This window comes from Streptomyces sp. NPDC025833, from assembly GCF_055558055.1.
The window spans coordinates 244,499-267,165 of record NZ_JBVHNF010000011.1 but is presented as its reverse complement, the minus strand read 5'-3'; the positions used below and the strand labels follow the sequence as shown (position 1 = coordinate 267,165).

Genomic DNA, 22,667 nt, shown 5'->3' with positions numbered 1-22,667 from the left:
GGCCCGGCCCGCGGCTCCGGCCGCCCCGGGCGTCGTACGACCCCCGGGGCGGCCGGTCCGGCCGAGCAGAGGTTCCCGGCTCAGAAACTGGTGGTCGTCGCCCGGTCCAGGATCTCGCGGGCGACGGGGAGCACCTCGGCACGGTCCCGGGGGACCAGGCCGATCCGGGTGCGGCGGTCCAGGAGGTCCGACTCGTCGAGCGCGCCCTCGTGCCGCACCGCCCACAGGAGTTCGGCGCGGGTGACCGGGTGGCCGGGCAGCACCGGTTCGACCAGGGCCGGGTCCCGGACGGCCAGCGCGTGCACCGCGACGGCCTCGGTGCCGTACCGGCGGACCAGGCGGCGCGGCACGGGCAGCGCCCGCAGCCGGCCGGGAGCCGCGGCGCCGACCAGCGGCAGCGCGGCGGTGGGGGAGGGGCCGGCCCGCAGCCCGCGGGTCGCCGCGGCGGCGTCCACGGCGTCCTCGGCCATCCGCCGGTAGGTGGTGAGCTTGCCGCCGACCACGGTGGTGACACCGTCGGGCGAGGTCAGCACCGCGTGCCGGCGCGAGACGTCGGAGGTGCGCGCCGCCGCGCCGCCCGGCCCGGCGGCGTCCAGCAGCGGGCGCAGCCCGGCGAAGGCGCCGACGACCTCGTCCCGTGACACGGGGGCGTCCAGGACGGAGCCGAGCACGTCGAGCAGGAACCCGATGTCGGTCTCGGGGACCTCGGGCACGTCGGGGATGCCACCGTCCACCGGCTCGTCGGTGAGACCGACGTAGACCCGGCCGTCCCCCTGCGGCAGGACCAGGACGAAGCGGTTGGTCTCGCCGGGGACCGGGATGTGCAGTCCGGCCGGCAGGGTGCCGAGCCGCTCCGAGCGCAGCACCAGGTGGGTGCCCCGCGACGGCCGGATGCGGATGCCGTCGGCGAGGGCCCCCGCCCACACCCCGGTGGCGTTGATCACCGCGCGGGCCCTGATCTCGCCCTCCTCGCCGGTGAGTTCGTCCCGGACGCGGGCGCCCGAACCGGTCAGCTCCAGCGCCCGTACCCGGGTCAGCACCCGGGCGCCGTGCGCGGCGGCCGTCCGGGCCAGGGCCGTCACCAGCCGGGCGTCGTCGGTCACCTTCCCGTCCCAGGACAGCAGCCCTCCGCGCAGCCCGGACGCGTGGACCGCGGGCGCGAGGTGCCGGGCCTCCGTCCCGGACAGCCGGCGGGGCGCGGGCAGGACCCGCCGCGGGGTGCGGGCGGCCAGCCGCAGCACGTCCCCGGCCCGGAACCCGGCCCAGGCCAGCGACGCCTGCGCCCGGGACACCAGCGGGGTCAGCGGCAGCACGAACGGCTGGGCGGCCACCAGGTGCGGGGCCGTGCGGGTCATCAGCACCCCGCGCTCGACCGCGCTCTCGTGGGCGACGTCGAACTGCGCGGAGGCCAGGTAGCGCAGCCCGCCGTGGATCAGCTTGGAACTCCAGCGGGAGGTGCCGAAGGCCAGGTCGTGGGCGTCCACCGCGACGACGTCCAGGCCGCGGGCCGCCGCGTCGAGCGCGGCCCCGGCACCCGTGGCGCCGAGCCCGACGACCAGGACGTCGGCCACCCGGCCGTCGGCGGCCTCGGCCAGTTCCCGGCCGCGCCGGTGCGCGTCGAGGGACGAACCGGCCACGGCCTCGGTGTGGCTCATGGCGTCAGGATCCTCTCCAGAAGGATGCGCAGCTCACCCAGGAACGCGGCCGAGTCCAGTTCGGGATCGTCCTCGTCGGTCATCGTGCGCAGGGACAGGGTGAAGGACTGCACGGTCAGCAGCAGGGCGCGCGCCTGCCGTTCGGTGTGCCCCGGCCGGACCGACCCGTCCGCGTGGCCCTCGCGCAGGGCGTCCGCCAGCAGCGCCAGCAGTGCCACCTGGCTCGCGCCGCGCCGGTCGAGCACGTACGGCAGCAGCAGTTCCGGGTCCACGTCGAGGATCTTGCGGAAAAGCGGGTGCGCCCGGAACGCCGCCACCCCGGTCGTCAGCCCGTCCACGATCCGGGTGCGGGTGCTCACCCCGGGCGCGGGCTCCGGGATGGCCCGGGTGGCCACGCCGACCCACTCCCGGGTCATCAGATCGCCCACCAGGGTCCGCAGGTCCGGCCACCGCCGGTACAGCGTCATCCGGGAGACGCCGGCGCGGCGGGCGACGTCGGCGAGCGTGGTGCGCCGCACCCCGACGGCGAGCACGCAGTCACGTGCCGCGTCGAGCACGGAATCACCGTCCGAACCGTTGTGACGAATAGGCGTCATGTGTCACAGTGTAACGCCCTGGGAGCGGGACGGAACCGGCCCGGCCCCGGGACGGCAGCCGAGCCGAGCGAACCGAGCACACCGACCTGTGAGGACGACCGTTCAATGGACATGCTGTGGAACGGCTGGGGAGACCCGGCCAAGGCGGCGCCGCTGCCCGACTCGGTGACCGGGCTGCTGCGCGACCTGCTCGGCGTCAAGCCGTACGGCACCCCCGCGCTCGCCCTGGACGACGTCCGGCTGCCCGCTACCACCGCCGGGCCCGCCGCCCTCGGGGCACTGGCCGACGCGGTCGGCGGCGAGGAGCACGTCCGCACCGATCCGGACAGCCGCGTCCGGCACACCCGGGGCAAGTCCACCCCCGACCTGCTGCGCACCCGGGCCGGCGACTTCTCCGACGTTCCCCAGGCCGTCGTCCTGCCCGCGAGCCACGACGAGGTGCTCGCCGTCCTGCGCGCGTGTGCCGCGCACGGCCTGGCCGCCGTCCCGTTCGGCGGCGGCACCTCCGTGGTGGGCGGACTGGCACCGCGGCACCGCGCGTTCGTCGCCCTCGACCTGCGCCGCATGAACCGCCTGCTCGACCTGGACCCGGTCTCCCGTACCGCCACCCTCCAGCCCGGCCTGCGCGCCCCGGAGGCCGAGGCCCTCCTCGCCGGACAGGGCTTCACCCTCGGACACTTCCCGCAGTCCTTCGAGTGGGCCACCATCGGCGGTTTCGCCGCCGCCCGCTCCAGCGGGCAGGCGTCCGCCGGCTACGGCCGCTTCGACGACATGGTGCTCGGCCTGACCGTCGCCACCCCCGAGGGCACCCTGGAGACCGGCCGCGCCCCCCGCTCCGCGGCCGGCCCCGACCTGCGGCAGCTGATCCTGGGCTCGGAGGGCGCCTTCGGCGTCATCACCTCCGTCACGGTCCGCATCCGGCCCCTGCCCGAGGCCCGGGTGTACGAGGGCTGGCGGTTCGCCTCCTTCGAGGAGGGCACCGCCGCCCTGCGCGCCCTCGCCCAGGACGGGCCCCGGCCCACCGTGCTGCGGCTGTCCGACGAGACCGAGACGCTCATCGGCCTCGCGCAGCCCGACGCGATCGGCGCCGGCCCGGCGCAGGACGGCGCCGGCTGCCTCGCGATCACCGGTTACGAGGGCACGGCCGAGGACACCGCCCACCGGCGCGAACGGGCGGCGGCCGTCCTGGCGGCCCACGGCGGCACCCCGGCCGGCCCCGAACCCGGCGAACGCTGGGCGCACGGCCGCTACTCCGCGCCCTACCTGCGCGACGCCCTGCTCGACGCGGGTGCGTTCGCCGAGACGCTGGAGACCGCGGCCTTCTGGTCCCGCGTCCCCGGCCTCTACGCGGCCGTCCGGACCGCCCTGACCGACACCCTCACCCGGGCCGGCACCCCGCCCCTGGTGATGTGCCACATCTCCCACGTGTACGAGAACGGCGCCTCGCTGTACTTCACCGTCGTCAGCGCCCAGGGCGAGGACCCGGTGGCCCACTGGACGCCCGCCAAGCACGCCGCCAACGAGGCCGTGCTCGCCGCCGGCGGCACCATCTCCCACCACCACGGGGTCGGCACCGACCACCGCGACTGGTACGTCCGCGAGGCCGGCCCGCTCGGCGTCGGCGCCCTGCGCGCCGTCAAGCGCCGCCTGGACCCCGAGGGCCTGCTCAACCCCGGCGTCCTGCTGCCCACCGACTGAACCCACCCGATCCGACCGCCCGCCGCGAAAGGCACCCCGATGCGCCAGTTCACCGCCGTCGTCAACCCCACAGCGGGCGGCTCGACCGGGGCGGCGACCCTGCTCCGGCTGGCCCGGCTGCTCCGCGCGGCCGGCGCCGGGCTGGAGACCGAGTACAGCCACAGCCTCGCCCACGCCCAGGACATCGCCCGCACGGCCGGCGAGCGGGGCCGGATCGTCCTGGCCGTGGGCGGGGACGGCATCGCCGGGGGCATCGGCGGCGCCCTCAGCGGCACCGGCACCGTCCTCGGCCTGGTCCCCGCCGGCCGCGGCAACGACTTCGCCCGCGCGCTGGGGCTGCCCGCCGACCCGGACGCGCTCGCGGACATCCTGCTGCACGCCGAACCACGGCCCGTCGACACCGTCGAGGTCCAGTCCGCCGTCCACTCCGGCACCGTGGTCCTGGGCAGTGTGTACGCCGGGGTGGACGCGGAGGCCAACCGGCACGCCAACAACGCCCGGCTGCTGCGGGGTGCCGCCTCCTACTACGCGGGCGGCCTGCGGGCCGTCACCACCTGGCGGCCGGCCGACTACCGCGTCACCGTCGACGGCGAGGAACACACCCACCGGGGATACACCGTCGTCGCCGCCAACTCCCCCTACTACGGCTCCGGCCGGCTCATCGCCCCCGGCGCGCGCGTCGACGACGGCCTGCTGGACATAGTCATGATCCGGGAGGCCCCCCGCCGGCTGTTCTTCACCCTCATGAACGAGCTGCGGACCGGTGCCCACGTCGGCCGTCCCGAGGTGCGCGTCCTGCGCGGCCGGGAACTGCGCATCGAGGCCGCCCGACCCGTCCCGTACGGCGCCGACGGCGAGGTGGAGGCCACCCTCCCGGTCACCCTGCGGGTACGGCCAGGGGACCTGCCGGTGCTGTACTGACGCCCAGCGAGCCCGCGGCCCGGCCCGCCGGCCATCTCCGCCACGTGCCACCCCGGCGCCCCTCCGCTTGCGGTGCCGACCGCGCGGGGGTTCAGTGATTACGGACCCTCACAGGCCCCGCCTCGCCGACCCCCGCCCCGCGGCCCCCGTGCGGCCGGTCCCGCGGAGGCCCGCGCGGACCCCTCGTCGCGGACTGCCGACCCCACGCGCGCCAGGAGCTGTCATGTCGATGCCGTTCGGTTCACCCCTCGGTTCGTCGGACCCCTTCAACGAGCTGCTGAACCGATTCTTCGGGATGTCGCCGGCGTCCTCGCCCCCCGCCGTGCAGCGCGTCCCCATCGGCCGGCTGCTGACCGAGTCGTCGCAGCAGTTGCTCACCCTGGCCGCCCAGCGGGCCGCCGACGACGGCACCTCCGACCTGGACACCGAGCACCTGCTCTGGGCGGCCACCCAGGTCGACCCGTCGCGCCGGCTGCTCTCCCAGGTGGGCGTGGCCCCCGACGGGCTCGCCACCGAGCTGGGCAGGATCCTGCCCCGCGAGTCCGGCGAGCCCTCCGCGCAGCCCGGCCTCACCCCGGCGGCCAAGCGCACGCTCAGGGCGGCCTACGCCCAGTCCCAGGCGGCCGGTGTGTCGTACATCGGTCCCGAGCACATCCTCGGCGCGCTCATCGGCGACAGCGACAGCGACTCCGGCGCGGCCCGGCTGCTGCGGGCCGAGGGCCTGGACGCCAAGCGCCTCGCCGGGCTGGCCGAGCAGTCGGCGGCGCGTGCCGAGGCGGCCCCCGCCGAGCGGAAGAAGCCCGCCACCACGCTGGACGAGTACGGCCGGGACCTGACCGAGGAGGCGAAGGCGGGCAGGCTCGACCCGGTCGTCGGGCGGGGCGAGGAGATCGAGCAGACCGTGGAGATCCTCTCCCGGCGCACCAAGAACAATCCCGTGCTGATCGGGGAGCCCGGCGTCGGCAAGACCGCGATCGTGGAGGGGCTCGCCCAGCGGATCGTGGCGGGCGAGGTCCCCGACACCCTGAAGGACAAGCGGGTCGTCTCGCTGGACCTGTCGGGCATGGTGGCGGGGGCCCAGTACCGGGGGCAGTTCGAGGAACGGCTGAAGAAGGTCATCGAGGACGTCCAGGCGGCCGGCGGCGACATCATCCTCTTCATCGACGAGATGCACACGGTCGTCGGCGCGGGCGCCACCGGCGAGGGCTCCATGGACGCGGGCAACATGCTCAAGCCCGCCCTCGCGCGCGGCGAACTCCACGTCGTGGGTGCCACCACCATTGACGAGTACCGCAAGTATGTGGAGAAGGACGCGGCCCTGGAGCGCCGCTTCCAGCCGGTGCTGGTGCCCGAACCCACAGTCGAGGAGACGGTGCAGATCCTCGAAGGGCTGCGCGACTCCTACGAGGCGCACCACCAGGTCCGCTTCGAGGACGGCGCGCTGACGGCCGCGGCCGAACTCTCCGACCGCTACATCAGCGACCGCTTCCTGCCGGACAAGGCGATCGACGTGATGGACCAGGCCGGGGCCCGGGTGCGGCTGCGCAGCGCGGGCCGCTCCACCGAGGTCGTCAGCCGCGAGGACACCATCGCCAAGCTGCGCCGTGAGCTCGAACAGGCCGTGTCCGCCGAGGACTTCGAGAAGGCATCGGAGCTGAAGCGGCGGATCGCGGAGGCGGAGGGCGAACTCGCCGGCATCGAGGAACGCCGTGAAGGGGTCGTCTCGGTCACCGCGGACGACATCGCCGACGTCGTCGCCCGCCGCACCGGCATCCCGGTCGCCCAGCTCACCGCGAGCGAGAAGGAGAAGCTGCTGCGGCTGGAGGAGGAGATGCACGCGCGGATCGTCGGCCAGGACGAGGCGGTCAGCGCGGTCTCCCGGGCCGTCCGCCGCAACCGCGCCGGCATGGGCGACCCGAACCGCCCCGTGGGGTCCTTCCTCTTCCTCGGCCCGACCGGCGTCGGCAAGACCGAACTCGCCAAGACCCTCGCCGCCCTGCTGTTCGGCGACGAGGACCGCATGGTCCGGTTCGACATGAGCGAGTTCCAGGAGAAGCACACCGTCGCCCGGCTGGTGGGCGCGCCCCCCGGATACGTCGGGTACGAGGAGGCGGGCCAGCTCACCGAGAAGGTCCGCAGGCAGCCCTACAGCGTGGTGCTCTTCGACGAGGTGGAGAAGGCCCACCCGGACATCTTCAACACGCTGCTGCAGATCCTGGACGACGGACGGCTGACCGACGCCCAGGGGCGCACCGTCGACTTCCGGCACTGCGTGGTCATCATGACGTCCAACATCGGCGCGCACCGCATCCTGGACCACCAGGGCGACGTGTCGGAACTCAAGGACGAGTTGATGCAGGACCTGCGCGGCCGGTTCCTGCCGGAGTTCCTCAACCGGATCGACGACATCATCATCTTCCACGGCCTGTCCGAGGACGACCTCGAGCGGATCGTGGACCACCTGCTGGACCGCAGCAAGCACCGGGTGCACGCCCAGGGCATGCGCCTGGAGGTCACCGAGGCGGCGAAGAAGCTGCTCATCGCCCACGGCCACCAGCCGGAGTTCGGCGCCCGCCCGCTGCGCCGCACGATCCAGGCGGAACTGGACAACCGCATCGCCGACCTCCTGCTCGGCGGCGAGGCCGAGCCCGGCGACACGATCGTCGCCGACGTGCTCGGCGACTCGCTGCACTGCACGGTGCGCAAGTCCGACGCCGGTGCGCCGTCCGGCACCTGAGCGGGGCGCCCGCCGGGTCTACGACGCCGGTGGAGCCTCGCCGATCGAGACCACGACCGCCGTCACCGGCCCGTCCGGGGTGTCGTAGCGCACGGTGTCCCCGGGCCGGCGGCCGAGCAGGGCGCGGCCCAGCGGGCTGTCGGCGGTGACCAGGGTCTGGTCCAGCGCCTCGGCGACCTCCGCGACCTGGAGCGTCTCCACCGGACCGCCGGAGAAGCGGACGGCGACCGTGCTGCCCACGCCGACCTCGTCGGTGGGGGCGGGCCCGGCCTCCGCCGCCTCTCGCAGCCGTACGGTGATCTCCCCGATGCGGCGGTCGAGGCGCTCCAGCTGGTCGGCCCGCCGCAACTCGTCGGCCTGATCGGCCTCGTCGCCCACCGGGGCGGAGTCGCGGAGCGTCCCGGCGACCAGCCGGCGCTCGTCCCGCAGATCGGCCAGCTCCTGCTCCAGGGCGTGTCGGGCCTGCGCGCTGATGGGCTCCGGCTCACCGGTCATGGTCTCTGCTCCTCCGCGGTGGACGGCGGCCGGACCGCGTCTCGGAAACCGGCATGGCGCATCATAAGCGGACAGTCCGCCTGAGTGGTTCGCGGTGGAGTGGTGGTCGGCGCGGCGATAGTGTGCGGATGTCCGCAATGTCGGTACACGGAGCCGTACGCGCTCCGTCCGCGGCCGTGGAGGGAGGTGTCCATGTCCTCGAAGCGACGCCGGAAGAAGAAGTCGCGCCGCAAGCACGCGGCCAACCACGGGCGACGCCCGCAGTCCTGACGGACCGGTCGGACCTCACCCCTCCAGGGCGTCGCGGACGCTCGGGTAGCAGGCGATGAGGGGGGTGAGGCCGACGATCTCCAGCGTCCGCAGGACGGGCCGGCGCAGGCCCGCCAGCCGCAGCCAGCCCGTGGGGGCGTGGGCCTGGTGCCCGGCGATGAGGACGTTGATCCCGCTGGAGTCCATGAACGGCACACCGCTCAGGTCCGCGACGGTGCGCGCCCCGGGGGTGGTGGTCGGGGGGCTGAGGGCGTCCCGCAGGGCGCCCGCGGTGTGGTGGTCGACCTCGCCGGTCACCGTGACGACGGTGACCCCGTCCACGGTGGCTCGGATGACCGACAGCCCCTCCGGTCCCGCCTGCTCGTGTATGCCTGCTGTCTCTGCCACGAGTCCCTCGTCCACGCTCGCCGATCCTTGCCCAGAGCTTTGCCCAAGCTTCTCTCACGGGAGGCTGCCCCGGATCGCGCGGAGGATGCAGGCTGGTCGCACACCGTTTCGGGGCGTGCGCCCGGTACGGGCTCCCCGGTTCCACCGCACTTCCTCCACGGGTCCGGCGTACGGCATGTGACGCACCGCCACTTCGGCCGGCGGGCGCGGGGGAGACACTCGGGGACGCCGAGTTCCGGACTTCCGTCCGGGCGTATCGTATGCCGGAACATAAATGTCACGATGTGGAATGACGCGGGCATCCGTGTCGGATGAGGGGGCGGGACGTGCGACAGGCGGCCGGGGTCCGGTGGTGGCGTCGAGGGAGCGGTGCGGACGCCGGCCGGTGGCTGCTGCGCGGCCCGGCGCAGGTGATGTTCCTGCCCGACGCCCGCACCGGCGCCGTCCTCTGCGCCGCACTGGCCCTCGCGGACTGGCGGTACGGCCTCTACGCCCTGGGCGGCGCCGCCGTCGGCACCGGCACCGCCCGGGCGCTGCGAGTGGACCCCGACCGGGTGGCGCAGGGTCTGGAGGGCTTCAACTCCTGCCTCGTCGCCCTGGGCCTCGCGGTGTTCCTCGGCGCGGACCGGCCTGCCACGGTGCTGCTCGCCGTCCTCGGCTCCGTCGTGACCACGATCGCCACCGCCGCGGTCGTCCGGCTGCTCGGCGGCTGGGGGCTGCCCTCGCTGACCATGCCCTTCTGCCTGGTGGCGAGCGCGCTCACCATCGCCGCGCCCGCCTTCCCGCGGATCTGGCCGCACGGCCGCGGCCTCGCCGCACTGCCCCTCGCGGCGTCCGGCCCGGGCACGCTGCACCCCGGTGACCTGTGGCGGGCGTTCTTCCGCAACATCTCGCAGGTCTTCTTCATGGACCAGTGGTACGTGGGCGCGCTGCTGCTCGCCGGTCTCTTCCTGGCGAGCCGGGTGGCGGGCCTGGCGGCCTGCGCCGGCAGCGCCACGGGCCTCCTGACCGCCTGGGCGCTCGGTTCGCCGGCGGCCGGGATCGCCGACGGCCTCATGGGGTACAACGCGGTACTCGTCGCCCTCGCCCTGTGCGGCGTCTTCCTCGCGGCGGCCCCGGCCGCACTGCTGTACGCGGTGCTCGGCGCCGCCACGGCGACCGCCGTGACGCCGGCCGTCGCCCACCTGCTCGCCCCTTCCGGCGGGCACGCCTTCACCTGGCCGTTCGTGCTGACCACGCTCGGCTTCCTGGCCGCCGCCCCCGCGTTCCCCCGGCTGACCGGCGGGCCGGCCGCCGCCGGGGAGCCGGCCGCGCGCGAGGCCGACCTGCCGGCGGCGACGGCGTAGGCGGGGCCGCGCCCGGCTCTCAGGAACGGCACGTAGACTCCCGCTGCCCGTCCGGCGGGCCGTGGCGCGACGGCGCGGCGGTCCGGCCGGGGACCGGGTGTGACCTGGGCCGCACCTCGGCTGTTCGGGTCACTTTTGTTAGATTGCGCAACCACGCAATCGATTCCGTGCAGGCCCGACCGTTCAGGGGAGTGAAAGATGAGCGACCCGTGGGACGGCCCGGCCGGCCAGGCCACACCCGACCGGGGCGCGCGCGTGCCCGGGCGACGCGCGGACGGACCCGACGGAGCGCGTCCGCCGGGCGGCCGGGCGGTCCCGCGACCGCGCGGCGGCGGCCCGGCCCACACCGTCCCCCCGGTGCGCCGGGCCAGGAAGGTGCTGAAGACCACCGCCGTCTGCCTGTCCGCCCTGATCGTGGTCACCGCGGGCGCGGGCTGGTGGTTCTACGAGCACCTCGACGGCAACCTCCACAGCATCTCGCTGGACGGCAAGGGCGGCACGGAGAAGGCCGACGCCTTCGGACGCACCCCCATCAACATCCTGGTGATGGGCTCGGACGGCCGGACCAACGCGGCCGACTGCAAGCTCGGCGGCGGGTGCTCGGGCACCGGCGTGCAGTCCGGCAGCAACGCCGACGTCCAGATGGTCCTGCACATATCCGCGGACCGCTCCGACGCCACCGTCATGAGCATCCCCCGCGACACCATGACCAGGGTCCCCGCGTGCCGGGACGGCGCGAGCGGGCGGTCCACGGCCGGTTACTACGGCCAGGTCAACAGCGCGCTCCAGTACGGGCCCGCCTGCCAGGTGGCCACCGTCCACCAGCTCACCGGCATCCCCATCGACCACTTCGTCAAGCTGGACTTCTCCGGCGTGGTCAAGATGTCCGACGCGGTCGGCGGGGTCTCCGTGTGCGTCAGCGACGACGTCTACGACACCTACTCCCACCTGAAGCTGTCCGGGGGCAGCCACACCCTCAAGGGCGTCGCGGCCCTGGAGTTCGTCCGGTCCCGGCACGGCTTCGGCGACGGCAGCGACCTCGGCCGCACGATCTCGCAGCACATCTTCCTCAGCGCGATGATCCGCAAGTTCAAGAGCGCGGGCACGCTGACCGACCCCACCGCGGTGTACAAGCTCTCCGACGCGGCCACCAAGGCGCTGACGGTCGACGACGGCCTGGGCAGCGTGAAGAAGCTGATCGCGCTCGCCGGCGACGTGAACAAGGTGCCCACCGACAAGATCACCTTCACGACGATGCAGACCGCGCCCGACCCGGCCGACAAGGACCGCGTGGTGGTGGGGCCTGGCGCGAGGGCGCTGTTCGCCACCATCGCCGAGGACCGGTCCCTGAGCGCCGGCGGCGGCAAGAAGGCCGCGTCGGCCCCCGAGGCCACGCCCACGCCCACCGCCTCCGCCGTGCCCCCGTCCCGGATCTCCGTGACGGTGCGCAACGGCACCGGCATCGGGGGCCGCGCCGCCGGCATCGCGGCCGCCCTCACCGGCCAGGGCTTCGCCTCCGCCCCCACGGGCAACGCGCCGGCCCCCGCCACGCGCACCACTCTCACCTACGGCACCGGCGGGAAGGCCGCGGCCCGGACGGTCGCCAAGGCGCTCGGCCTGCCCGCCTCCAGCCTGGAGCAGGGCACGGGCAGCGGCCTGACGCTGGTGGTCGGCAGCGACTGGACCGACGGAAGCAGCTATCCGGGCGGGTCCACGGCCTCCCAGGCGCCGGCCGACAGCGAGGCCGCCGCGGGCAAGCCCGCCGGCTCCGGTGCCTCCGGCTCCGCGGCCGCCGTCTCGGACGCCCACGCCTCCACCGCCGCCCAGGCCAAGACCTGCGCCAAGGTCAGCCCCTACAAGACGGTCACGGTCGACGGCGTCACGATGACACCGGCCCAGGCGTACGCGGCGGCACGGAACAAGCCGGACTCCGACGCGTAAGCGGGCAGAGCCGGCCCGCCGCCGGCCGGCTCAGACCTCGCGCCAGCGGGCGTTGCACCAGGAGAACACGCCGAACGCGGCCAGGCCGATCGCGATCAGGGCGAGCAGCCAGGGCCCGGCCGGCAGGTCCCGGAAGCCGCGCAGGGTGTCGTCCATGCCCCTGGCCTGCCCCGGCTGGTGCCGGACGGCGGCGACGACGGCGAACACACCGGCGGTGGCGAAGACGATGCCGCGGGCCGTGCCGCCCGTCACCCCGAAGAAGTCGACGACCCGCCGGACCCGTGCCGACATGGCGCCGGTCCGCAGCTTCTTGCGGAACTTCTTCCGCACGGCCCGCACCGCGATCCACAGCCCGGCGACCACCACGCCGGCGCCCGCGGCCCCGACGAGCCACTGGCCGCCGGGCCAGTCCAGCACCCGGGCCGTGACGTCGTCGGTCTGCCGGTCGGAGGACCCGCTGCCGCTGCCCCGGTCCCCGGCGGCGTACGAGAGCACCGAGTAGGACACGAAGGCGTAGAAGACGGACCGGAGCAGGGCCGCCGCCCGCCGCGACGCCTTCGACCCGTCGGGGCCCGTCCCGCCGAACACCGCCTCCGACAGCCGCCACAGCGCCATCCCGGCCAGGGCGAGGCCCACGACCCACAGCACCGCCGACCCGAACGGCCGGTTCGCCAGCTCGTCGAGGGCTCCGCCGCGGTCGGCCTGGCGCCGGCCGCCGTCATCGCCGAAGGCGATCTGCAGCGCGATCACACCCACGAGTACGTAGATCAGCCCGCGCGCGGCGAAACCCGACCGGGCCGCCGCGGACATCGCCTTGCTGTCCGCCGCCCGGCGCGCCCCGCCCCGTCCGCGTAGTGCCCATGACTGTGCATCCATATTGCGCCGATGCCCCCGACGCCCAATCCGACACCTGCCACCTCCGCGTGCCGGCCGGGGGCGGGTCGCGCACGCGCCGCAGCCCCGCCCTGCCCGGGCACCCGCGCCCGGGGCGTCGCCACCTCGTGGCACCCGCGTACTCCGATGACGCCCCGGCGCCCCCGTACCCGGGTCGCGTGGCTTCGCCGCCGGGCCGGAGCGTCACCACCCGTCCCCGCCCGTGCGTGCGCCGTACGACCGTCCCCATCACCGGACCGCCCGCGCCCCGGCGCGCCCCGGTCCGGTCACGGTCGATCCGAGAAGGGCACCACGTGATCACTCCTGTCCTGCCCGCAGCACGGACCGCGGACGACCAGGCGCCGACCGCCGACGAGTCGACAACCGCATGGGCGCCGGCCGCCCGGGGCGGCGACGCCGACGCGGTCGAGCACGTCGTCCGGGCCCCGCACCGCGGCGTACAGCGCTACGTCGCCCACCTCCGCGCCGCCCCCCAGGCCGTCGATGACCTGGCCCAGGACACCTTCCCGCGCGCCCTGGGCAGCCTGCACCGCTTCGAGGGCCGCTCCTCGGCCCGCGCCTGGCTGCTCGCCGTCGCACGCCGCGCGGTGGCCGACGGCTACCGCCGTGCCGCCGCGCGCCCCCGGGCCTCCGACCTGGCGGACTGGCAACCGGCCGTCGAGTCGGCGCAGCCGCGGGGCCTGCCCGGCTTCGACGACGGCACCGCCCTGCTGGGCCTGGTCGCCGCCCTCCCGGACGAGCGCCGGGAGGCGTTCGTCCCCACCCAGCTGCTCGGCCTGCCCTATGCGGAGGCGGCCGCGGTCAGCGACTGCCCCGTGGGCACGGTCCGCTCCCGCGTCGCCCGCGCCCGGGCGACGCTGATCGGTCTGCCGGCGGCGGCGGGACAGCCGGCCGTGGCCTGGCCGGCCCGACGCTCCCGCGGTGCCGCCGGCCCCCGCGCACACCGTCCGATGCGTCCGGGCCGGCGGCAACCGGGCGGATGGTCTCCCTCGTGGGAGCCACCGGCCGAGGGATCGCCGAGCGGCTGGGCCGTTCTCGTACGCTCGTGTCCGTCTGGTCGGTGCCGCCCGGTCGTTGCCGTCCGGGCGCGGTCGGTCAGCGAACCCCCGTACGGGCACGAGCGCTGAGCAGTACCGCGCACGCCCCGGTGGTCAGCAGTCCGCCGGCGAGGAAGACGCCGCGTGCGCCGACGTGCGGCAGGAGCAGTGCCCCGAGTGCGGCGCCCGCCGCGATACCGGCGTTGTAGGCACCGGAGTTCGCCGCGAGGGCGGCGTCCGTACGGGCCGGTGCGCAGTGCAGCATCGCGTTCTGCGCGGTCATGAACACCGGCCCGAGCGCACCGCCCGTCAGCACCAGGAACACCACCGCCGCCACCTGATGGGCGCCCGCCGTGCACAGGCCGAGCATGCCGACTCCCTGCACGGCCACGGCGGCGGTCAGCGCGGCCCGCGGGAACCGGTCGAGCAGCACGGCGGTGACACCCACCCCGGCCAGGCACGCGACACCGAACACGGCGAGCAGGAGGCCGGTCGCGCCCGGGGAGAACCCGCTCACGTCACCCAGGAAGGCCACGACGTAGGTGTATCCCGCGAACGCCCCGGTGGCGGAGAGGCACCCGGCCGCCAGCACGGTCCGGAACCTGCGGGCGTCGGGCGCGGTCCCGCGGGCAGCCGGCTCCTCCTCCGGCCGCGAGGTCGGCAGCAGGACGGCGACCGTCACGAGCGAGAGCAGCCCGAGCGCGGCCGGCAGGGCGAAGGGCAGCCGCCACCCGCTCTGCCGGCCCAGCCAGGTCCCGGCCGGGACGCCGAGCACGAGGGCGAGCGATCCGGCGACGGACAGCGCCCCGACCACCCGTCCGCGGACCGCGGGTCCGAACAGGCCCACGGCGACCGGCCCCATCACGGCCCAGAACAGCGCCTGGGCGAGCGCGGTCAGCAGCCGGGACGCGAGGAGCACGCCGTACGAGGGCGCGAGCGCCGCCGCCACGCTCGACACGACGAGCGCGGCCAGCACCCCGGCGAGCACATGGCGGCGGGGTACCGCCCGCACGGCGTGCGTGAGCGGCAGCGAGGCCACGGCGACGGTCACACCGTAGGCGGTGACCAGCAGACCGGCCGTCGACAGCGACACCCGGAGGCTGCCGGAGACGATCCCCAGGAGCCCGATCGGGAGGTTCTCCACGGTGTTGAAGGTGAAGGCGCCCAGCATGAGGGCCGCGAGCACGGCCGGCCCGTGCCGGGCGCCCGGACGCACCGCCTCCCCGCGCGGCACCCGCACCACCCCGGCCTCCCACGCCTGTTCCGTCCCGGTCGTCCGCCCCCGTTCCGTCCCCGCCCCCCGCCCCCGTTCCGTCCCGGCCCGTCGGACCCGTCGCAGGGCACCGTCCACGTGCCCACCTCACCCGCCACACCGGCCCGCCGCAACCGAATTCGACCACTGGCCCCGCGACCGCCCCGTGCCCGGCACGCCCACCGCCGGTGTCTCCGGCCGCCGACGCGCACCACGTCCTCCGGACACCGGGCCGACGCGCACCGCGCCGTCGCAACCACCGGTCTCGCGTGCCGGGGTGCGACGACGGGGCACCCGGCCCCGTCTGACGCCGGTTCAGGCCGGCCCGGCCCGCCGGCCCGCGCTGGACCGGGGCATCGGGCGGATGCGCGGGCGCGACTCGCACCGGGAACAACCGAGGAGAGATCACATGGCCGGTATCACTAGGATGTGAGGCCAAGACAACCATGCGACCAGCCCGTTGGTTGAGGGCTGGTCGGGGTCGCCGATGCCAGGGACCGCTCCCCGGGCTGCGGTGATCTTCCTTCCCAGGAGGACCCTCCGCATGTTCCGACGAATAGGCAGCGCCGTCGTCCGTCATCCCATCTGGACGATCGTGGCGTGGCTGATCGCGGCGGTGGCGATTGTCGCCACCGCGCCCGGCCTGCCCTCGAACAGTGACGAAAGCAGTTTCCTACCCAAGAGTTACGAGTCCATCAAAGCGGCGGAGGTCCAACAGAAGGCGTTCCCCAGCGCTTTCACCCCGTCCGCGATAGCGCTCTACCAGCGCACCGACGGCGGCAAACTCACCGCCGCGGACCAGAAGGACGTCGCCCGGATCACCTCCGAACTGGGCAAGAAGCACATCGACCAGGTGCAGAAGGTCGTCCCCGGCCAGCCGTCCAAGGACGGCCGGTACACCATGACCTTGGTACAGATGGACAGCAAGAAGGCCGGCCAGCCCGAACAGGCGGACGCGGCCAAGGAGTTGCGTGACCAGGCCAAACTGCTGGCCAAGGGGACGCAACTCGACGTCAAGCTCGGCGGTTCCGCCGCGCAGGCCCTCGACCAGCAGGATTCGTCCAAGCGCGGCGAGGCGCTGATCGGTATCGGCACCTTCGGCATCATCCTGGTGACGCTGCTCATCATCTTCCGGGCGCCGCTCCTGGCCATCCTGCCCCTGGTGCTGATCGGCCTGGTCTCCGCCGTCGCCAACGGCCTGATCGCCTACGCCACCAAGCTGTTCGACCTCCAGGCCAACAGCTCGATCTCGTCGATCCTGATCGTCGTGCTCTTCGGCGTGGGCACGGACTACTTCCTCTTCCTCATCTTCCGATATCGCGAAAGCCTGCGCGCGGGGGACGAACCCAAGGAAGCCATGATCAACGCGGTCGGCCGGGTCGGTGAGGCGATCGCCTCCGCAGCCGGTGCCGTCATCATCGCGTTCCTGGCCCTGGTGCTCTCCACGCTGGGCTTCCTGAAGCAGATGGGCCCGGCGCTGGCCATCGCGGTCGCCGCCACCCTGGTCGCGGGCCTCACCCTGATCCCCGCCGTGGTCTCGCTCATCGGCCCGAAGGTCTTCTGGCCCTCGAAGTCCTGGCAGCGGGAGCCGCAGAACGCGCGGTTCGCCGCCCTCGGCCGGGGTGTCCAGCGCCGCCCGGCACTGACCGCCGTGGTCTCGGGCCTCATCCTGCTCGCCCTGTCCGTCGGCACGTTCGGCTACAAGGCCACCTTCGACCTGGCGTCCGGCTCCATGCCCAAGACCAAGGAGTCCATGGTCGTCCAGGACGAGATGCAGAAGGCGTACTCGGCGGGCGCCGCGGCACCCACCGACGTCTACCTGTCCAGCGTCGACGGCAAGCCGCTGGACAAGTCCGCGTTCGACGCGTACGCGCGCAAGCTCGGCGCGGTGGACGGCGTCGCCGACGCGCGCATGAGCCAGGTGAACGAGCAGGGCACCACCGCGGACTTCACCGTCACACTCAAGTACGAGGCGTCGACGGACAAGGCGCTCGACGCCGTGGGGCGGGTCCGCGACGTCGCGCACGCGCAGGCACCGGACGGCACCGAGGCGCTCGTCGGCGGCATGTCCTCGATCTTCAAGGACATCAACGCGGCGGTCAATCACGACTACAAGACGGTCTTCCCCGTCGCCGCCGTCCTGATCATGGTCATCCTGGGACTGCTGCTGCGCAGTGTGGTCGCCCCCTGGTACCTCATGGCCTCCGTGGGCCTCGGCTTCGGCGCCACGCTGGGTGCCACCGTGTGGATCTTCCAGGACGGCCAGGGGCACCCGGGTCTGATGTTCATGCTGCCGGTGATCATGTACCTCTTCGTGGTCGCCATCGGCACCGACTACAACATCCTCATGATCGCCCGGCTGCGCGAGGAGGCACGCGAGGGCCGCGATCCGCGCGAGGCGGCCGGCATGGCGCTGCGGCACGCCGGTCCGACCGTGGCCGCCGCGGGCTTCATCCTGGCGGCGACCTTCGCCACGATGATGCTGGCGGGCAACGCGCTGCTCACGGAGATGGGCTTCGCGGTCTCCTTCGGCATCGCGGTGGCCGCGTTCGTCATGGCGATGTTCTTCACCCCGAGCCTCACGGCCCTGATCGGCCACGCCGCCTGGTGGCCGGGCCACGGGGACCGGGCGGAGCCGGCGGTCGCCGGCGCCGGGGCCACGGGCACCGGGGACCCGCGCACCGACGCGGAGCGGGACACCGTCCACGATCCCGCCGGGCGCCGCGGCTAGTCCTGTGGTGAACCTGTGGTGAAAGCGCCGGTCGCAGCCGCTGGTTGAGGGCCGCGACCGGCGGCAGCCGATGTGACGGAGGAGTCCTGCCGGGCCGCGAGGTCCGGCAGGACTCCTCCGTTTCCACGGTCCTCGCGCGGTCCTCGCGCGGCCGTCGCGGGCCCCCACCGGTCACCACCGGCCCGCCGGCATCCCACCACCGTCACAGCGGTTCTGTACCCTCCCGGTGATCCACTTCCCGGCCGACCGGAGGCACCATGAGCCGCACCCCCAGACCGTCCACCGGAGCGGTACTCGACGCGCTGCCCGGTCTCGCGCCGTACGCGCGCGAAGCGGTCGTCCTGCACCCCGAGCGCGGGGAGCCCGGGACCGGGGACAGTTCGATCGGCGGCCCGCCGCTCTGGCCCGGCGACGAGCCCTGGCCCGAGTGCTCCCTGCCCGACGCCGACAGCCCCGACGGGATGCCCGCAACGGCCATGGTGCCGGTCGCCCAGTTGTACCGGCATGACGTGCCGGGGCCGTGGTGGCCCGCCGACGCCGACCTGTTGCAGATCCTCTGGTGCCCGAACGAGCACTGGGACCCGCCGGCCCCGCAGGCCGACATCAGCCCGGTGCTGGAGATCCGGTGGCGCCGGGCCGCCGACGTGCGCGACGGGCCGGCGGCCCCGCCCGCGCCCTCGCGCTTCGGGGAGGACGGATACCTGCCCCGGGCGTGCCTCCTCACCGCCGAGCGTGTGACCGACTTCCCCTACCGCGAGGAACTGCCCCCGCCGCTCCGGTCCGGACTGGAAGACCTGGTGCGCCGGACCGGTGACGGCGGCGACGCCGTCACCCGGATCGGGGGCTGGAAACTGGGCGGCTGGCCGACCTGGCACCTGAGCCACCCCGCCGTGTTCCCCTGCGATGCGTGCGGAACCGCCATGACACTGCTGTTCACCGTGGCGAGCGACGCCGAGACGGGTGTGATCGTCGGGCGGTACGGCGAACTGCGCGTCTTCACGTGCCCCGCCGACCCCCGCCACGCCTTCCAGGCGGACCTGCACTGACCGGGGGCGGCCCGGCGATCGCCGACCGGGGACGCGGGGGCCTCCGCGCGGCGACGGCGGGGCCGCCGAGCGCGCGCCGCATGCCCGTGTGAGCCCTGGACGCGCCCCCGGCCGCACGGCGAGACTGCGCTGTCGGCGGGCAGGCGACCGGGCGCCGTCCGCCCTTCGTCCCGAACCCCAGGAAGGCAGGTCGGCCGCCGTGCTGTTGCGTCTGCCCACAACCGTGCCGGAAGCCCAGGAGTCCCTCGCCGACGGGGCCGTGCCCATAGGCGGGGCGACGCTCGTCTGGGCGACGTGGCAGCGCGACGGCTTCCCCGGGCTCGCGGTGTCGCTGCGCGAGTTGCCGCAGGCCAACGCCGTGGGCCGGGAGGCCCTCGGCGGCGCCGTCGTCCTGCACCGGATCGACGAGCGGGTTCCGGACGTCCTCCGGCTGGCCGCCGCCACGGTGGGCACCGGAGCGGTGCGGCGCACGGCGACGGTCGGCGGCAACATCGTGGGCAGCACGCTGCGTTGCCTGCTGCCCCCCGCCCTCGTCCTGGACGCGCGGGCCACCGTCCTGGAACCCGACGGCGTCCGCGAGACGGACCTGGCCGAGGTGGTCGCCAAACGCCCCCTGCTGCTCGGCCTGCGCTGGCGCACGCCGATCGCCTCGGCCTACCGCAAGCTGCCCGCCGAGCCGGGCGGCCGCCCGCCCCTCGTCGTGGCCTCGGCCCTGCACCCCGGGGACGGGGGCCCGGACCGCCTGCGCGTCGCCGTCCGGGACGGGTACGACGTGCTCGACGGCAGCGTCCTCCGGGGCGGTGACGCCGACGAGACCCTCGACGCCCTGCGCGCCACTGCCGTGGGAGACCTGCCCGCCACCGCGTGGGAGGTCGTACGGCCGCACGTGAGGCGCCTGTTGGAGCGCAGTCGGGCCAACTGAGCGCCCGGCGGCGCCCCTTGTTTGCCGTCCCGGCAAAGACGCTGGTCGGAACCGGTCCTCGTGGCCGAGCCTGACCCGGTACGACCCCGGTACCGAAAGGCGGACGATGGCCGTGACGACGATTCCCCCTGCCCAGCCCGTGCTGAGCGGACGCAGACGCCGGACGGTGCTGGCCGTCTGCTGTCTGAGCATGTTCCTGGTCGGCCTCGACACCACCGTCGTCAACGTCGGCCTGCCCGCCATCGGACGCGGTCTGGACGTCGGCACCCGCAGTCTCGAATGGACCGTGGACGCCTACACCGTCGTCCTGGCCGGCCTGCTCATCTCCTCCGGGGCGCTGGCGGACCGGTTCGGGCGGCGCCGGGTGTTCCTATCCGGGCTGGCCGTGTTCGGCGTCGCCTCGCTGGCCTGCGCACTGGCCCCCACGGTGGGCACGCTGGTCGCCGCCCGCGCGGTGCAGGGGATCGGCGCCTCCATGCTGAGTCCCGTGGCCCTGGCGATCGTGGTGAACGCGACGCCCGACCCGCGGGAACGGGCCCGGGCGATCGGCGTCTGGGCCTCGGTGTTCGGCCTCAGCATGGCGGCGGGGCCGGTCACCGGCGGCGCCCTCGTCGCCGGTCTCGGCTGGCGGTCGCTGTTCTGGATCAACGTCCCGGTGGTGGTGGCGGCCCTGGTGCTCACCGCGGTCTTCGTGCCGGAGTCCCGGGCCCCGAAGGCGCGACGGCTCGATGTGCCGGGGCAGCTCCTGCTGACCGTGACGATCGCGGTCTGGGTCGGTGTCCTCATCGAGGGGCCGCGCATCGGCTGGACGACGCCGGCCGCGCTGACCGCCTACGCCGTGGCCGCCGCGGCGACCGCGGGTTTCGTGTGGGCGGAGGTCCGCCGGGAGGAGCCGCTGGTGGATCCCCGGCTCTTCCGGGGGCCCGTGTTCAGCGGCGCGGTGCTGGGCGCCGTCGCCGTGTTCGTCGCCCTGAACGCGACGCTGCTGCTCAACACCCTCTACCTCCAGCACACCCGGGGGTTCACCCCGCTCGCCGCCGGGACCGCGACCCTTCCCATGGCGGTCGCGGCGACCGTCTGCGCGCCGTGGTCCGGCCACCTGGTCGGCCGCGTGGGGCCCCGGCCGCCGCTGCTCCTGGCGGGCGGCTTCCTCACCGCCGGCGGGCTGTGCCTGGTCGGACTCGACCGGCACACGAGCATTCACCTGCTCCTGTTCGCCTACCTGCTCATCGGGACCGGCTTCGGCTTCGCCAACGCGCCCATCACCAACATCGCGGTCAGCGGGCTGCCGGCCGCCCGGGCCGGTGTCGCGGGCGCGATCACGTCCACCGCGCGCCAGTTCGGCGCCGCCCTCGGCATCGTCCTCGCCGGCGGCCTGGTCGCCGGCGAGGACCCGGCGGGGCTCGCGCACGCCTCCCGTCCCGGCTGGATGCTGGTCGCCGCCTGCGGGCTCGTCGTCCTCCTCCTGGCCGGTGCCGTACGGCCGAAGCCGCGCGGTGGCGAAGAGACCCCCTCCAGCACCGCCCCGGCGGCCCGGACGCGCTGAGCGCGGCACCCGCGCGTGCCTGCCGGAAGACGCCCGCGCGCCACGGGCTGGTGCCCGCGCCCTGCCGGAAGACGCCCGCCGGTGACGCTCCCGCCCCCCGCGCTCGCGGGTCGGCCGTACCCGTGCCGTCGTGGCTACGGGCCCGGCGGCGGCTCCGGCTGCCGGGTGGCCTCAGGCGAGCGGTGCGGGGGAGGGGACCTGGCCGCGGGAGGGATACGGCGGCAGGGGAGCGGGGTTCGGGACGGGCGGGGCGGCGACCGGTTCCGGGCGGTCCGCGGGCGAGGCCGGTGCACGCGGGGAGGGCGCGGGGTCGAGCCGGAGCAGGGCCTGCTCGTCCGGGCTGCCGGGAGCCGCCTGGTAGACCACCAGCCGCTGGCCCCCGGTCCGGGCCAGGCGCATCACCTCGTACGTCAGGGTCATCGGGCCGACGCCCGGATGGCGGAAGCACTTCTGCCCGCCACCGCGCTCGCACACCTCGTACCGCTCCCAGATGCGTGCGAAGTCCGGTGACTTCACGAGCAGTTCACCGACCAGCGCGGTCAGCTCGGGGTCGTCCGGGTCGGCGCCCGCGATCGCGCGCAGATGTGCCACCGAGTGGGTGACCGTCTCCTCCCACGGCTCGTACAGCGTCCGGCCCACCGGGTGGAGGAAGAGGTACCGGGTGAGACTGCGCTGCTCCTCCGGCCAGTCCCACAGACCCGGCAGCAGTCGCCGGCCCGGGGGGTTGGCGGCCAGGACGCGGTTGTGGCGGCTGGCCACGTAGGCGGGCAGCGGGCGCACCGACTCCAGCATCCGCAGGACCGAGTCCCGCACGGTCCGGTCGGCGCAGGCCGGCAGCTCCGAGACCCGGCCGGAGGCCAGTTCGGCCAGTTCGTGCAGGCGCTCGTAGCCGTCGCCGCGCAGGCGCAGGGCACGGCCGAGGGCGTCCACGACGGCGGGCGAGGGATTGGTCTCCCGTCCGCGCTCCAGACGGATGTAGTAGTCGACGCTCACCCCGGCCAGCGCGGCCAGCTCCTCCCGGCGCAGCCCGGGGGTGCGGCGCAGCCCCGCGCCGGCGGGAAGGCCCACGTCCTGCGGGCGCACCTGCGCCCTGCGGGCCTTGAGATACCTGCCGAGTTCGGTGCCGCGCCCCTCTGCTGCTGCCATCCGGACATTGTGACAGCCGGACGACCCGCCTGAGGGGGTGTGTCAGG

General features: G+C 74.8%; 17 protein-coding genes and 1 pseudogene. 11 read left to right on the top strand and 7 right to left on the bottom strand.

Annotated elements, in window-relative coordinates:
• Positions 1 to 80: 80 nt before the first annotated feature.
• Together ACZ4K2_RS21475 and ACZ4K2_RS21470 are read right to left on the bottom strand one after the other, a co-directional pair.
• Positions 81 to 1,655 (bottom strand): glycerol-3-phosphate dehydrogenase/oxidase, encoded by a 1,575-nt coding sequence (locus tag ACZ4K2_RS21475; RefSeq protein WP_467475565.1) that lies wholly within the window; start codon positions 1,653 to 1,655, stop codon positions 81 to 83.
• Positions 1,652 to 2,251, bottom strand: coding sequence for a TetR/AcrR family transcriptional regulator (locus tag ACZ4K2_RS21470; protein ID WP_467475564.1), 600 nt, complete (start codon positions 2,249 to 2,251; stop codon positions 1,652 to 1,654). Before ACZ4K2_RS21470 ends, ACZ4K2_RS21475 begins: the two co-directional genes overlap by 4 nt.
• Positions 2,252 to 2,356: 105 nt before the next feature.
• Between ACZ4K2_RS21470 and ACZ4K2_RS21465 the strand changes: the two genes are divergently transcribed.
• The 3 genes from ACZ4K2_RS21465 (at position 2,357) to ACZ4K2_RS21455 (ending at position 7,607) form a co-directional block, all read left to right on the top strand.
• Complete coding sequence (locus ACZ4K2_RS21465; RefSeq protein ID WP_467475563.1) at positions 2,357 to 3,949, top strand: FAD-binding oxidoreductase; 1,593 nt, start codon at positions 2,357 to 2,359, stop codon at positions 3,947 to 3,949.
• 39 nt (positions 3,950 to 3,988) lie between these two features.
• Positions 3,989 to 4,870 (top strand): diacylglycerol kinase family protein, encoded by an 882-nt coding sequence (locus ACZ4K2_RS21460; RefSeq protein WP_467475562.1) that lies wholly within the window; start codon positions 3,989 to 3,991, stop codon positions 4,868 to 4,870.
• Positions 4,871 to 5,093: 223 nt separating this feature from the next.
• Positions 5,094 to 7,607, top strand: coding sequence for an ATP-dependent Clp protease ATP-binding subunit (locus ACZ4K2_RS21455; RefSeq protein ID WP_467475561.1), 2,514 nt, complete (start codon positions 5,094 to 5,096; stop codon positions 7,605 to 7,607).
• A gap of 18 nt (positions 7,608 to 7,625) precedes the next feature.
• Here the strand turns inward: ACZ4K2_RS21455 and ACZ4K2_RS21450 are convergent, their stop codons facing one another.
• The gene (locus ACZ4K2_RS21450) at positions 7,626 to 8,102 is read right to left on the bottom strand and encodes a GreA/GreB family elongation factor (protein WP_467475560.1); all 477 of its coding nucleotides are present in this window, start codon (positions 8,100 to 8,102) and stop codon (positions 7,626 to 7,628) included.
• A gap of 192 nt (positions 8,103 to 8,294) precedes the next feature.
• Between ACZ4K2_RS21450 and ACZ4K2_RS21445 the strand changes: the two genes are divergently transcribed.
• On the top strand, positions 8,295 to 8,372 hold the full coding sequence (locus ACZ4K2_RS21445) for a 50S ribosomal protein bL37 (protein WP_467258484.1): 78 nt from the start codon (positions 8,295 to 8,297) through the stop codon (positions 8,370 to 8,372).
• A 15-nt stretch (positions 8,373 to 8,387) separates the two neighbouring features.
• On the opposite strand, the gene ACZ4K2_RS21440 is transcribed toward ACZ4K2_RS21445, so the two are convergent.
• Entirely contained in the window at positions 8,388 to 8,759 is a 372-nt protein-coding gene (locus tag ACZ4K2_RS21440; RefSeq protein WP_467475559.1) for an STAS domain-containing protein, read from the bottom strand.
• Between the two features lie 326 nt (positions 8,760 to 9,085).
• Here ACZ4K2_RS21440 and ACZ4K2_RS21435 point away from each other — a divergent pair, with 326 nt between their 5' ends.
• Positions 9,086 to 10,105 (top strand): urea transporter, encoded by a 1,020-nt coding sequence (locus ACZ4K2_RS21435; RefSeq protein WP_467475558.1) that lies wholly within the window; start codon positions 9,086 to 9,088, stop codon positions 10,103 to 10,105.
• Positions 10,106 to 10,303: 198 nt separating this feature from the next.
• Positions 10,304 to 12,046 (top strand): LCP family protein, encoded by a 1,743-nt coding sequence (locus ACZ4K2_RS21430; RefSeq protein WP_467475557.1) that lies wholly within the window; start codon positions 10,304 to 10,306, stop codon positions 12,044 to 12,046.
• 30 nt (positions 12,047 to 12,076) lie between these two features.
• On the opposite strand, the gene ACZ4K2_RS21425 is transcribed toward ACZ4K2_RS21430, so the two are convergent.
• The gene (locus ACZ4K2_RS21425; protein WP_467475556.1) at positions 12,077 to 12,922 is read right to left on the bottom strand and encodes a DUF1206 domain-containing protein; all 846 of its coding nucleotides are present in this window, start codon (positions 12,920 to 12,922) and stop codon (positions 12,077 to 12,079) included.
• A gap of 311 nt (positions 12,923 to 13,233) precedes the next feature.
• Between ACZ4K2_RS21425 and ACZ4K2_RS21420 the strand changes: the two are divergent.
• Positions 13,234 to 13,833, top strand: a pseudogene (locus ACZ4K2_RS21420) (sigma-70 family RNA polymerase sigma factor); the annotation flags it as partial.
• A 202-nt stretch (positions 13,834 to 14,035) separates the two neighbouring features.
• Here ACZ4K2_RS21420 and ACZ4K2_RS21415 read toward each other — a convergent pair.
• Complete coding sequence (locus ACZ4K2_RS21415; protein WP_467475638.1) at positions 14,036 to 15,148, bottom strand: MFS transporter; 1,113 nt, start codon at positions 15,146 to 15,148, stop codon at positions 14,036 to 14,038.
• A 625-nt stretch (positions 15,149 to 15,773) separates the two neighbouring features.
• Here ACZ4K2_RS21415 and ACZ4K2_RS21410 point away from each other — a divergent pair.
• From ACZ4K2_RS21410 to ACZ4K2_RS21395, 4 genes are all read left to right on the top strand, one after another.
• A complete protein-coding gene (locus ACZ4K2_RS21410) occupies positions 15,774 to 17,960 on the top strand; it encodes an MMPL family transporter (RefSeq protein WP_467475555.1) in 2,187 nt (728 codons plus the stop codon).
• A 257-nt stretch (positions 17,961 to 18,217) separates the two neighbouring features.
• Entirely contained in the window at positions 18,218 to 19,006 is a 789-nt protein-coding gene (locus ACZ4K2_RS21405) for a YwqG family protein (protein ID WP_467475554.1), read from the top strand.
• A 199-nt stretch (positions 19,007 to 19,205) separates the two neighbouring features.
• Positions 19,206 to 19,928, top strand: coding sequence for an FAD binding domain-containing protein (locus ACZ4K2_RS21400; protein ID WP_467475553.1), 723 nt, complete (start codon positions 19,206 to 19,208; stop codon positions 19,926 to 19,928).
• Positions 19,929 to 20,034: 106 nt separating this feature from the next.
• Positions 20,035 to 21,474, top strand: coding sequence for an MFS transporter (locus ACZ4K2_RS21395; protein ID WP_467475552.1), 1,440 nt, complete (start codon positions 20,035 to 20,037; stop codon positions 21,472 to 21,474).
• 171 nt (positions 21,475 to 21,645) lie between these two features.
• Here ACZ4K2_RS21395 and ACZ4K2_RS21390 read toward each other — a convergent pair whose 3' ends face one another.
• A complete protein-coding gene (locus ACZ4K2_RS21390) occupies positions 21,646 to 22,620 on the bottom strand; it encodes a helix-turn-helix domain-containing protein (RefSeq protein ID WP_467475551.1) in 975 nt (324 codons plus the stop codon).
• Between the last annotated feature and the right edge of the window lie 47 nt (positions 22,621 to 22,667).